Source organism: Lysinibacillus sp. NPDC056232 (assembly GCF_042267565.1).
Lineage (GTDB): Bacteria > Bacillota > Bacilli > Bacillales_A > Planococcaceae > Lysinibacillus.
On sequence record NZ_JBHJTF010000046.1, the window covers coordinates 1 to 12,956 of the forward strand.

The 12,956-nt window shown below is 37.3% G+C and carries 12 protein-coding genes; 2 read left to right on the forward strand and 10 right to left on the reverse strand.

Features of this window, described 5'->3' with window-relative positions:
- Nucleotides 1–216: 216 nt before the first annotated feature.
- The 4 genes from ACFCYJ_RS23425 to ACFCYJ_RS23440 form a co-directional block, all read right to left on the reverse strand.
- Nucleotides 217–1,338 carry a Nif3-like dinuclear metal center hexameric protein gene (locus ACFCYJ_RS23425; RefSeq protein ID WP_376077705.1) on the reverse strand — a complete coding sequence of 374 codons (1,122 nt, stop codon included), beginning with the start codon at nucleotides 1,336–1,338 and terminating at the stop codon, nucleotides 217–219.
- 1 nt (nucleotide 1,339) lies between these two features.
- Complete coding sequence (locus tag ACFCYJ_RS23430) at nucleotides 1,340–2,032, reverse strand: tRNA (adenine(22)-N(1))-methyltransferase (RefSeq protein ID WP_376077708.1); 693 nt, start codon at nucleotides 2,030–2,032, stop codon at nucleotides 1,340–1,342.
- Between the two features lie 168 nt (nucleotides 2,033–2,200).
- Complete coding sequence (locus ACFCYJ_RS23435; RefSeq protein WP_376077710.1) at nucleotides 2,201–2,551, reverse strand: c-type cytochrome; 351 nt, start codon at nucleotides 2,549–2,551, stop codon at nucleotides 2,201–2,203.
- A gap of 371 nt (nucleotides 2,552–2,922) precedes the next feature.
- Nucleotides 2,923–3,234, reverse strand: a complete 312-nt coding sequence (locus ACFCYJ_RS23440; RefSeq protein WP_376077713.1) for a hypothetical protein — start codon at nucleotides 3,232–3,234, stop codon at nucleotides 2,923–2,925.
- A 34-nt stretch (nucleotides 3,235–3,268) separates the two neighbouring features.
- On the opposite strand from ACFCYJ_RS23440, the gene ACFCYJ_RS23445 reads away from it, so the two are divergent.
- Nucleotides 3,269–3,427 carry a hypothetical protein gene (locus ACFCYJ_RS23445; protein ID WP_376077715.1) on the forward strand — a complete coding sequence of 53 codons (159 nt, stop codon included), beginning with the start codon at nucleotides 3,269–3,271 and terminating at the stop codon, nucleotides 3,425–3,427.
- Between the two features lie 218 nt (nucleotides 3,428–3,645).
- Here the strand turns inward: ACFCYJ_RS23445 and ACFCYJ_RS23450 are convergent, their stop codons facing one another.
- The 5 genes from ACFCYJ_RS23450 to ccpN form a co-directional block, all read right to left on the reverse strand.
- The gene (locus ACFCYJ_RS23450; protein ID WP_376077717.1) at nucleotides 3,646–4,209 is read right to left on the reverse strand and encodes a hypothetical protein; all 564 of its coding nucleotides are present in this window, start codon (nucleotides 4,207–4,209) and stop codon (nucleotides 3,646–3,648) included.
- Nucleotides 4,210–4,460: 251 nt separating this feature from the next.
- Nucleotides 4,461–5,588, reverse strand: a complete 1,128-nt coding sequence (gene rpoD, locus ACFCYJ_RS23455; protein WP_370042139.1) for an RNA polymerase sigma factor RpoD — start codon at nucleotides 5,586–5,588, stop codon at nucleotides 4,461–4,463.
- A gap of 32 nt (nucleotides 5,589–5,620) precedes the next feature.
- Entirely contained in the window at nucleotides 5,621–7,453 is a 1,833-nt protein-coding gene (gene dnaG / locus ACFCYJ_RS23460; RefSeq protein ID WP_376077720.1) for a DNA primase, read from the reverse strand.
- A 208-nt stretch (nucleotides 7,454–7,661) separates the two neighbouring features.
- Nucleotides 7,662–8,474, reverse strand: a complete 813-nt coding sequence (locus tag ACFCYJ_RS23465; RefSeq protein WP_376077723.1) for a pyruvate, water dikinase regulatory protein — start codon at nucleotides 8,472–8,474, stop codon at nucleotides 7,662–7,664.
- Between the two features lie 19 nt (nucleotides 8,475–8,493).
- Complete coding sequence (ccpN, locus tag ACFCYJ_RS23470; protein ID WP_323647243.1) at nucleotides 8,494–9,126, reverse strand: transcriptional regulator CcpN; 633 nt, start codon at nucleotides 9,124–9,126, stop codon at nucleotides 8,494–8,496.
- A gap of 456 nt (nucleotides 9,127–9,582) precedes the next feature.
- Here ccpN and ACFCYJ_RS23475 point away from each other — a divergent pair, with 456 nt between their 5' ends.
- Complete coding sequence (locus ACFCYJ_RS23475; protein ID WP_376077725.1) at nucleotides 9,583–10,968, forward strand: glycine--tRNA ligase; 1,386 nt, start codon at nucleotides 9,583–9,585, stop codon at nucleotides 10,966–10,968.
- Nucleotides 10,969–11,061: 93 nt separating this feature from the next.
- On the opposite strand, the gene ACFCYJ_RS23480 is transcribed toward ACFCYJ_RS23475, so the two are convergent.
- Nucleotides 11,062–12,807: an HD-GYP domain-containing protein gene (locus ACFCYJ_RS23480; RefSeq protein ID WP_376077728.1), complete on the reverse strand. Its 1,746-nt coding sequence runs from the start codon at nucleotides 12,805–12,807 to the stop codon at nucleotides 11,062–11,064.
- Between the last annotated feature and the right edge of the window lie 149 nt (nucleotides 12,808–12,956).

Below are 12,956 nucleotides of genomic sequence, written 5' to 3' on the forward strand. Positions count from 1 at the left end.
AGTTAAAAGCAATTAACGTGGAGTTCGCACCAATCGCTTGATACGAAGGGTATTCTGTTATAAATCTATGCTTCTATACAGATTTGTATAGTTTTATTTAAATTTGTCGTAACAGTTTAGTTACCCAAACACAGCAATTAGTAAACCAATCATAATCCATAACTTGCCGGCTTTATTACCGGCAGGTCTTTCATTCGCCACAGATATTCCCCTCTCTTACACGAATAAAAACGGTTCTGTATGAATAGTAGATTGTACAAATTCAACAGAATATTTTTTATCCTCACACATTCTTGCCATCTTTTTAGCTACTCCGGCAATCATCACCTTCTCCACATGATGACCTGGATCTACGATTTGCAGACCGATTGCTTGAGCGTCCTGGGCAGTATGGAAATACATATCTCCTGTTAAAAATACATCTGCTCCAGCACGTTTCGCAGAATAGATATATTTATTGCCGTCGCCACCGACAAGCGCAACTTTTTTCACCTTCGACTGTAAATCGCCAACAACTCGTACAGCAGGTACGTCTAGCTGCTTCTTGACAAATTGCGTGAATTCGTGAAGAGTCATTTCTTGTGGTAAATAACCAACTCGTCCTAAGCCCATGACATTTGTTTGCTGGTCTAGACGAATAAGATCATAGGCAGGTTCTTCATATGGATGTGTGTTTAACATTGCCTTTAGCACACGATTTTTTACGGATTCCGGAAATACTACTTCTATCTTTACTTCTTCTTCAACATGTAATTCACCAATAGAACCTACATGTGGATTTGCACCTTCTAATGCACGGAAACGCCCTTCTCCCATTGTAGTATAGCTACACGCTTCATAATCTCCAATGCGACCCGCTCCCGCCTTTGCTAATGCCTCACGTAAATCAGTGGCATTTATAGTCGGTATAAAAACTGCCAGCTTCAACATATTTTCCGCATAAGTTTCTTCTAAAATAACACGGTTTTCAAGCTGTAGAGCATCTGCTAGTAAATCGTTGACACCACCTTCAGCCACATCTAAATTCGTATGTGCTGCATAAACAGCAATATCATTTTTAATAAGCTTTTCATATAAACGCCCGGCTGGATTGTCAGTACGAATATTCGAAAGTCGTCTGAAAATCGGTGGATGATGCGCAATTATTAGTTCGCATCCTTGAGCAATAGCCTCGTCTGCTACTGCTTCATTCACATCCAATGTGACTAATACTTTACTTACAGGTTTATTTAATGTGCCAATCGCAAGACCAATTGGGTCATTTTCCATACAGGCTAGCTTTTTAGGCGACCATGATTCGAATAATTGGATAATTTCCTGACCGTTTACTATTTTCATCTCACAGAACCCCTTCCACTAAATTGAGTAGAGCTACTAACTCTGCACGTTTTTCTTCAATTTCAGGTGTTTGATCTGCCCCTTCAATAGACTGTAGTACACGCTGCCAATTTTCTTTTTCACGCGACCATTTTTTTATAAATGCTGGTGATTTTCGTTGCATTAATTTCGGACCAAATAAAATTTCCGATTCCGTTAACGACATTGAACTTCTTTGCAAGACAAGAATTTCATAAATTTTTTCGTCTTCCTCTAAAATCGCTTCATCCTGTATTGCCCAATTATGTGCTAATGCCCATTCGCGAATCACTTTAGCATGAATATTTGGCTGCAAAATAAGCCTTGTTACCCCATTTAATTTTTCAGGATGCTTTTCTAAAATGGAGACAATTAGAGGCCCGCCCATTCCAGCAATAGCAATGGTATCAACATGGTCCGCTTCTTCCACTGCCGCTAAACCACTCGCAAGTCGTACTGTAATTTTTTCTGTTAAGCCTTCCTTTTGCACTTGTCCAACTGCTGATTCAAATGGCCCTTTCACAACTTCCCCTGCTACTGCATAAGAAGCAATACCTTTATGAATTAAGTAGCATGGTAAATATGCATGGTCGCTCCCAATATCAGCTACAACCGCGCCTGAGGGAACAAAGTTTGCTACTGTTTCTAATCGTTTTGATAATTTTTGTGCATTCATTTTTTTACCGCCTGTCTTCAATAGTGTCCATTCTTAGTATGTATGATGTCGAGAAAAAAAACAAATGGAGTTGTCTCAAATTTTGAGCAACTCCATTTTACTGAAGATAAATAAATTGTAGCTGCACCAATTACGATTAAACGCTTTCAGTGCAGCTACATCTTTAAACTATTTTAGAGTTGAAATGTACTTAGCGATTTCTTTTGCTTCCGCTTCAGTTTTCATTCCAGGTGTCATTGGTGTGCCTTCGATACCGTTAGTTAAAACGTCTACGATACGAGCCTCATCTAAACCATGTAAGTTTGGACCTACAGAACCCGTTAAGTCAGCAGCGTGACAGCCAATACAAGATTGTACTAAAGCTGAGCCGTCATCAGTAGCTTCAGTCTTTTCGCCACCGCCTTCTTTTTCAGCAGCAATTTCTTTTTTGTTATCTGCACCGGTTAAAGACATGAAGAAAATAAGACCAATACCAAATGCAAGAATTAAGATGTAAGGAACGACTGGATTGTTTTTCATATGTTTCCCCTCCTCATTGTAAATCTACTTCTATTATAATATAGAATCAGTCAACATCTAATATTGTACTTCATTAACCATGAAACGAAAAGACCATTCGCTAAGTTTTCCTTTGTTTGTAACAAATTCGACATTTCTGTATCTATTGGATAAAATATGTCTTGAAAACGCCAATATTTGGACTATCTATTATCTTTTTAGCAATCAATTATGCCTTTCCAAAATTGCGTCCAGAATCGGCTTGAAGAAGTTTAACTTAGATTCCTTACACGTTGTTATCTTTCCTCTATTTACGCATTCATATACCAAGAAAATCAAAATAACTTATTGATATTTGCTAATAGAATAAGCCATAGCAATAAGTCCTATTATCATGACTCATCACCATAACGTATGGTTGATTTCCGTTCCGGCTGGGCGCTTTGTTGTTGCTGTCGCTTCGCTTTCGCACAGATAAAACATTTGTTGCTGTCGCTTCGCTTTCGCACAGATAAAACATTTGTTGCTGTCGCTTCGCTTTCGCACAGATAAAACATTGTTGCTGTCGCTTCGCTTTCGCACAGATAAAACATTGTTGCTGTCGCTTCGCTTTCGCACAGATAAAACATTGTTGCTTTCGCACAGATAAAACATTGTTGCTTTCGCACAGATAAAACATTGTTGCTGTCGCTTCGCTTTCGCACAGAGCAAAGCTTCCTGTGGGCGTCGGGCCAACAGATGTTTTTTGCGCGAAAGCGAAGCGGCAGCGGCACCGATGTTGGTCACGAAGGCGTTATCACAGGATGTGATGGTTTTAGCCTTCGTTCCTCTATTGCTGATCCCCGAGGAGTCGCCCAGCCTCCACTCCAATCAACTTATATATATTGCATACATTAAAATAAAAGTCATCCAAAACTTTCGGTAATGAACCATTAATATTCTATACTTTCCAATATCAGAAACACAATACTCAGATTATTGTTTTTAGTCGTCAGCAATTTACATGGGATAAATTTCGAGATCACATTTTGATAAAAAAAAAGAATCTGTAAGCTATATAAAAGCAAACAGATTCTTGTCATTTGTCAGCGAAACTAATTTTACAAAATGAGTTCTTATAATAAGTTTATGATATAATAGCTAATCAGTGCTAGTAACCCTAGGACACCTGAGACCGTGAAATAAAGTAGCTTCATTTTTAAACCTGACCAAAGCCAAACCCCACAGTTCGCTGCAATCAAGCAAAACAATGCAATATTATTTCCGTTAAAATATGTAGTGTAAATTCGAATAGACATACTAAACAATAAAACAGCGGCCAACAAATGGAAAACAGGCGCTAATAAATCATTTTTTCGTGCCATTCGAAATGCTGTCAGAAATAATACTAAAGCAGCTATTCCAACGACAACCGTTAAAATGATCATGAAGGATGCTATTGTAAAATAAATAAATAGCAGCGCAATCATCGCAATACATATACCTGCAATTATAAGTAGTAGCCTTTTCTTTTCTGAAGGCAATATAGCTTGTTTATGATGTACTGGTTCTAACTCCTCTACATCTTCCCCCTCTGCATAAAGAGCCGCTAAAAAGTCACAGTAATGCTCTGGTAATAGCTTATTTTGCTTCCAAAACAAAATCTCATTCAAGATTATTTTTTTTCGAGGATTTGTCATAGTTTTTGCTCCAAACATTTGCTTTATATGGTTGTTATTCCAATTTTATCTCAAAACATTGCAGAACACATCTATATAAAGTAGCAAAAATATTAAGTTTATCAGATTCTAGTACATGATATAAACATTTTCGAAACAATATTTTCTTTTGATAGACTTCGCTTATACGAGTATTCTCCTGATTCAATAGTAACGCAAAAAGGGCTATCCAATTAGTCCTCACTAATTAGATAGCCCTAACCTGTGTAGCTTTATTCTAAGAAGTCTTTTAAACGTTTGCTACGAGAAGGGTGGCGTAGCTTTCTAAGCGCCTTCGCCTCAATTTGGCGAATACGTTCACGTGTTACACCAAATACTTTCCCTACCTCTTCTAATGTACGTGTACGGCCATCATCTAGACCGAAACGTAAGCGAAGGACATTCTCTTCACGGTCAGTTAATGTATCTAACACGTCCTCTAATTGCTCTTTTAACAATTCATAAGCTGCATGGTCAGATGGAGATTGAGCTTCAGAATCCTCAATAAAGTCTCCTAAATGTGAATCATCTTCTTCTCCAATTGGTGTTTCAAGAGATACTGGTTCTTGTGCAATTTTTAAAATTTCACGTACTTTTTCAGGTGTTAAATCCATTTCTTCTCCAATTTCTTCAGGAGATGGCTCGCGACCTAAGTCTTGTAGTAATTGGCGTTGTACACGAATTAATTTATTAATTGTTTCTACCATATGCACTGGAATACGAATTGTACGTGCTTGGTCTGCAATTGCACGTGTAATCGCTTGGCGAATCCACCATGTTGCATAAGTGGAGAATTTAAAGCCTTTACGGTAGTCAAATTTCTCAACAGCCTTGATAAGCCCCATATTCCCCTCTTGAATTAAATCAAGGAATAGCATTCCACGGCCAACATATCGCTTTGCAATCGATACAACAAGACGTAAGTTCGCTTCTGCTAGGCGTTTACGTGCTTCTTCGTCACCTTGCTCAATACGTTCCGCTAATGCGATTTCTTGCTCGGCAGAAAGTAAATCAACTCGACCAATTTCTTTTAAATACATACGTACAGGGTCATTTATTTTAACACCCGGTGGTACACTCAAATCATTTAAATCAAAAGTCTCTTCGCTTGCTTCTTCTTTCATTAAGCTTTCTTCTTCAAACTCTTCTTTTCCAATGATTTGAATGTCTTTAGCCTTTTCAAGATCCTCAGCAAAGTGGAAAATCTCTTCGTTCTCCAATTCAAAAGGCGCTAGTTTCTCTGAAATTTCTTTCATTGAAATTTCACCTTCTGATTTTGCTTTTTCTTGTAGTATTTTTTTTGCTTCATCTAATGTAATTTCTACTTCTACCTCTTTTGAACGTTCTGACTTGTCCGCCATAAACCTTCCTCCTTCTAAACAACCGAATCGGATTAAATCGCCGATAACGATTTTCTTAAATGAATAATCTGTTGGGCGATTTCAAGTGCACGCGCATACTCATGCATCTTCTCCGCTTCCTTTGACTCATGCATCTTTTGTTGAATTTCTTGCTCAATTCTATATTTTTGCAGCTGACGTATTGAGTCTGTGACCTCTGCCTCTGCTTGGTCGGGATCCCGTTCCGTTAAAGCCGCTTCCATTACGATCTTGCGTAATTCAGAGTCATCTAATATCTCAACAAAACGCTGATAATCAGGATGACCATATTCCTCATAAAATCCTACTAAGCGAACAAAAACTGCCAAATAGGCATCTCGTACAAACGGATCTTTTTGCTCACTACGTAATACCTTGTCCACTACATCTATATTATGAAGCATATGAGCCAGTAATAAACGTTCGGCACGTTCAGCTGCGTCCATAGGCTTATGTTGCTGAGTGACCGGCATCGAAGGCGTCTGAACAGGTATTTCTACGTTTGTAGAACGTACCTGATTTGCCTCTAGCTTTCGGAATTGAGCATAAATCGCTTCTTCCGAGATATTTGTCTCATTCGATAGCTGTCTTATATACAAATCTCGTTCAACTGGTGACGATCTACCTACCAGTTGTTCAAGAACTTCTTGAATATATTGAAGCGTATCATTTTCAAACTGAAAGTTCTTATTTCGTCTAGCATGCATCATCATAAAAGCAATATACGCATGGGGGTTTTCCAAAATTTGTTCTTTAAATGCTTGTCCACCTAAACTACGAATGTATTCATCGGGATCTAGCTTATCTGGTAACACCGCAATATTGACTTTCATACGTTCTGTTTGAAGTAACTGTGCTGCTCTTTTGGCCGCATCAAAACCTGCATTATCACCGTCATAGCAAACCGTAACCTGCTCTACTAAGCGTTTTAGCTTTGTGATATGCTGATTCGTAAGCGAAGTGCCCATTGTTGCTACAGCATTCGTTACACCAACAGAAGTTGCTGCTAAAACATCCATAAACCCTTCCATCAATACTACTTGACGATTTTTTCTAATGGAGGTTCGTGCTTTATCTAGGTTATATAGCACTTCACTCTTTTGAAAAATCGGTGATTCTGGACTATTTAAATATTTTGCCTCTTCACCAGTCGACGCAAGGATTCGTCCAGAGAATGCTATAATCTTACCGTTCTCATCACGGATGGGAAACATAATCCGCCCTCTAAAACGATCAAAATAGCGTTCTTCCCCTTCACGCTTGATCACTAAACCACTTTCCGCGATTTCTTGTAAGTTATAACCTTTTCTTTCAAGCAATATCGTTAATGCATCAAAGCTTGGAAGAGACCATCCAATGCTATTAGATTCTATAAGTTCCCTTGTAAATCCTCTTTCTAGCAAATAATTTAAAGGTTCTTCACCATCTTCTGTATTTAACAGTAAATGTTGAAAAAAATCTGCTGCAAAAGCGTGTGCTTCTTTCATCCTTTCTTCTGCTTTAGATACCTTTTTCGTTACATCTGGTAAACTTGGCCCAACATCTAAATGTATGCCAACACGTTCACCAAGTTTCACAACAGCGTCAGGAAAAGAAATACCTTCTATATCCATGACAAAAGTAATAGCATTACCACCCGCACCACAACCAAAGCAATGGAAAATTTGTTTGTCTGATGACACAGAAAAAGATGGCGTTTGTTCTCCATGAAAAGGACAGAGGCCAAACCAATTGCGCCCACGCTTTGTAAGCTGCATGTATTCGCTTATGACATCAATAATATTCGATTGTGTGCGAATCTGTTCAATCACTTCTTCAGGAATCTTCCCTGCCAAATTCATCACCATCTTTAAATTACGTTCTAAAACACAATTCGCTATCCAATTTAAAAATCCTTTATTTCTCGACAAAAAAATAGGATTTTTCTCTTAATAAATATTTTTACCACAATTTTATTATTATAAAACAAAAATTAGTTTTTATCTATACTATTTTCATACCCGACTCAAAAAAACCGCCTCTTATAACCGAGGTGGTTTATCATCAATTCGTTTCTTATTTACAGTTTAAGATATGCTCAATAATGACATTTGCTGTTTCCTCAACAGCTTTGTTTGTCACATCAATAACCTTACAACCAATTTTAGCGACAATTTTTTCAAAATGCTGGATTTCTTCTAATATTCGATTATGCTGCGCATAGATAGCATCATCATTCAATCCTAGAGACATCAATCTCTCTTTTCTAATTGAGTTTAATTTATCAGGAGAAATAATTAAACCAAAACACTTTTTCGGATCAATTTTTAAAAGTTCTTCAGGTGGCTCTACTTCTGGTACTAAAGGTACGTTCGCCACCTTATAGCGTTTATGTGCTAAATATTGTGATAGCGGTGTTTTAGAGGTACGGGAAACACCGACTAGCACAATATCAGCCTGTAATAGACCTCGTGGATCTCTACCATCATCATATTTTACTGCAAATTCAATAGCCTCTATTTTTTTAAAATAATCATCATCTAGTTGATGAACAATTCCTGGTGCCTCTAACGGGAATTCTTCCACAAAGGTTGCCATTGTTTTTAAAGCAGGCCCTAAAATATCCACAGCATATATCTTTTCTTGCTCACACAGTTCCTGTAAGATCGATCGCATTTCCTGGCGAACAAGCGTATACACAATAAATGCCTTTTGCTTCGCTGCAAGGCTTACAATTTTCCGAATGAGCTCCTCTGATTGTATATGAGGAAAACGGCGAATTACCGTGTTTTCCAAACCAGGCCGAAACTGGCTAATAACTGCTTTCGCTACTTGGTCACCAGTTTCACCGACTGAATCAGATACAACAAAAACCCGTAGTCTTTTCATGCTGCTCTCCTTCAACTATTTAGTCATTCTGTGCAAGTGATAAGAAAGCTCGTGTTATCGTCGTTTTTGTAAGACGACCAACGATTGTCAATCCACCTTCTTGTGGCTCAACTACTGGTAGCGAATCCACTTCTCGTTCAATCAGTTTATTCGCTGCGACAACTAAAGAATCTGATCTCTCGCAGTACGAAATATTTGGCATACGTGTCATAATGATATGTACAGGAATTTTGTTTAAATCCTGCGTGCCAATACTTGTACGTAATAAATCCTTACGAGAAAGTACCCCTGTCAAAAATTCATTCTTATCTACGACAAAGAGTGTTCCAACATCCTCTGAAAACATGAAGCAAATCGCATCATAAACAGTCATTGTTTCTGGTACAACGACAGGTCCTGAATGAAAATCTTTCACCTTTAAATTGTTAATACTATCCGTCAATGTAACGGATGTTTTTTTACCTGAATAGAAATAGCCAACACGAGGTCTAGCATCTAAAAAGCCAGCCATTGTGAGTATTGCTAAATCTGGTCTTAAAGTTGCTCTTGTCAGATTGAGACGTTCTGCAATATGTTCGCCTGTGATTGGGCCGTTTTCTTTCACAATTTGTAAAATGTCTTCCTGACGTTTATTGAGTTCGATTGGACTCACCGCCTCAAATCTAATAGTGTTATACTTATGCTCGATTATTATATACTATTTTAATAATTATTGCGAAGAAAAGAACTACATGCTACAATATTGACAAATACGCTTGCTCTAGATGTATTTTCGAGTAATTTGCGTTATATAGGCGATGACGGGAAAAAAGTATCTGTTCCATTTTAAAGCGAGTAGAAGATAGTGAAAGTCTACATAGCAACAGAGAAAAGGCACTCCTTGAGCTAACTTTTAGAAAAGAGGTTTTAAACAATTCGTTTAAAACAATCAGGGTGGAACCGCGGGTTTTAGCACTCGTCCCTGGGCATTTATTGTGCCCGGAGACGGGTGCTATTTTTAATTTAGTTCTACCTAAATTAAAAATATCTAGCGAATTTATCAATTGTATAAATACGCTAAAACAACATCAAAGTTCACTCTTTGAAAACTATAAAGGAGGCTATTTTTATGGCTAACAAATCAATGGAAACAATTGTATCATTAGCGAAGCATCGCGGCTTTGTCTTCCCGGGTTCTGAAATCTACGGAGGCTTAGCAAACACTTGGGATTACGGTCCACTAGGTGTTGAATTAAAAAACAATGTAAAAAAAGCATGGTGGCAAAAATTTGTCCAAGAATCAGAGCACAATGTTGGGATAGATGCTGCAATTTTAATGAACCCAAAAGCTTGGGTTGCTTCTGGTCACGTTGGTAACTTTAATGATCCAATGATCGATTGTAAGGCATGTAAAGCGCGCCATCGTGCTGATAAAATCATCGAAGATGCTGCGCTAGCTAAAGGTGACGAAATCATTGTCGATGGTATGACATTTGATCAAATGAAAGAAACGATGGTTAAGTATGACGTAGTGTGCCCGGATTGCGGTAAAGCTGATTTTACAGATATTCGTCAATTTAATTTAATGTTTAAAACATTCCAAGGTGTAACAGAATCTTCTACTAACGAAATTTATTTACGCCCAGAAACAGCACAAGGTATTTTCGTGAACTTTAAAAATGTACAACGTTCTATGCGTAAACGTACACCATTCGGTATTGCACAAATCGGTAAATCATTCCGTAACGAAATTACCCCAGGTAACTTCACTTTCCGTACACGTGAATTTGAACAAATGGAACTTGAATTTTTCTGTAAGCCAGGAGAGGACCTTGAATGGCACGCATACTGGAAAGAGTTTTGTAAAAATTGGTTATTAAATTTAGGCATGAACGAAGAATCTATGCGCCTTCGCGATCATGAAGAAGACGAATTGTCTCACTACTCTAACGCTACAAGTGATATCGAATTTAAATTCCCATTCGGTTGGGGCGAGCTTTGGGGCGTAGCAGATCGTACAGATTACGATTTAAAACAGCATATGGAGCATTCTGGTGAAGATTTCACTTACATCGATCCAGTATCAAACGAACGTTATGTTCCATATTGTATCGAGCCTTCTTTAGGTGCAGACCGTGTAACATTAGCATTCCTTTGCGATGCTTATGACGAGGAAGAGCTTGAAGGCGATGATAAGCGTACAGTTTTACGCTTCCACCCTGCTCTAGCGCCATTTAAAGCTGCGGTCCTACCACTTTCTAAAAAGCTTTCGGATGAGGCTACTACTGTTTGGGCAGAGCTTCGCAAAGCATTCCCAGTTGACTTTGACGAGTCACAATCAATCGGTAAACGTTACCGTCGTCAAGATGAAATTGGTACACCATTCTGTATCACTTACGACTTTGACTCAAAAGAGGATGGTCAAGTTACAGTACGTCACCGCGATTCGATGTCTCAAGTTCGTATGCCAATTACAGATGTTAAAGCATACATTGAAAAACATCTTCAATTCTAAATTCATAAGTATATAAAGAGGGAGTCGCATTAAGCGACTCCCTTTAAACTATAGACAAAAGATACTCCTGATAGCTGTATCGTGATTCTTTTGTTAGGTCTTTAATGATGAAAACAAGCGCTCTTGCATCTTCTCCTCAAATGAAAACCTTTTCATACTCATACCTACTAAGCTTATTAGTATTTCCTCGATATCTACAAGTGTATAATAAAGGAATGTTCCTTCTCGCATTGGGCGAACCCTCTTATCAATTGTTAGTTTATCCTCAATAAAGTAAGCTACATTTACGTTACAATGTTCCATCAATTGTGAAATGCGTTGGTCATCATCCGGATTAATAAAAAACGGCACAATTTTATCAATATACAAAATACTTTGCACAAGTTTTATGAAGAAATTTTCACGAAGTGAAGTTTCCACAACTAATACAGTTGTTTTCTCATGCTGATAGTCCATATACAATATATTTATTTGCTCTTCTAATAACTTTTGTAGAATATTAATAGAATTTCTATACTTTGTCATATCCGTTTGGATTTCTCTTGTTAATAAACGTAGAATTCGAAAGGCAGGTAAAAATATTTTTAAAACAATTTCTTTAGGATGTAAATGATCTATTAATTTTTTAAAGTAGACCCTTAAGCTATTTTCGTCACAACGAATTAATTGTTCTATAAATAAGTTAAAAATTTCTTCAAAGCTGTTAGTACGATAATCTATCATTTTCGAAATTTTCACACTATAATTTAAAGGTAAAATCATAGACTTTTGCTCATCTAATAACTTAACTTTAGGTAATGTTGGGAATAAATCATAGACAAGCTCTACTTGCGCACTACGATTATCAGATAATTGAACGACTGAGTTAACAGGATAAATCCCTAAGCACTCTACAAAATTATGCATAAATTTCTCGTTGTATAAATGTCGATCACGATATAAAACAGCTAATGCATCTGTTGCAGCATATCCCGAATGATATACACGTTTTGATGTCATAGCTGAATAAACATCAATAATCTGCAGTATTTGAACTCCCTCACACATATCATCTTCACAAAGCTGATTCGGATAACCTTGACCAGCAAAGCGCTCATGATGATCACGTGCTAAATAGGAGATATCCTCTTCCCCATTTTCGATGAGTAGCTCATAACCTTTAGTTGTATGAGTTTTGACAATATCAAATTCATCTTCCGATAATTTTCGTTTTAAATTTAATATTTCTTGCGGAATAAATACCTTCCCAATATCGTGGAACAAATAGCCTCTTGCTAGCGTTTCGATATCCATTAAACCTAAATAACGGGCAAAAATTGTCCCTAAAACAAAAACATCAAATGAATGGACAAAAGAATACTCATCCCATTCTTTTAACCGCATGAGTAATTCATAGCGATGTTTTTTTTCTAAAACTTTTTCAAAAATACCTCGTACATAAGCAGTATCTTGTATGCTTTTTAAAATTTGACCATAGCGCAATTCATGCACAACATTCTCTAATGTAGTCATAAAAAGGTGGCTTACTTTTTCTTTATACTCATCTGTCTCATCCCTTTTATCCATTAGCGGTGCAAATAAATCCTCGTAATCCTTTGAACGCTGAACACTTAAATCATGAACAATTCGGACTGAATCAGTTGGTAAATAAACCGATAATTCGTCAACTTTTCTAAGTTTAAGTAAAGCAATAATTCTTTCCGTTAAAACTAGATCTTTTTTAGCTAATAAACGATACTCCGAAAAAATATCTTCAGCTAAAATATCATTTGCTTCAACTTCATCAATACTTAATGTCACTTTTCTTAGCATATTTTCTGCCACATTTGTAATGCTCAAGCATTATGTGACTCCCTCCTTCTTCAGTAAGACTGCGTTGTTCGTTGTTCGTTGTTCGTTGTTCGTTGTTCGTCAATTATGTCTCGACTTAATTGTCGCTGTCGCTTCGCTTTCGGGCAGATAAACAATGCGTCCTGATTCGGCTTTGT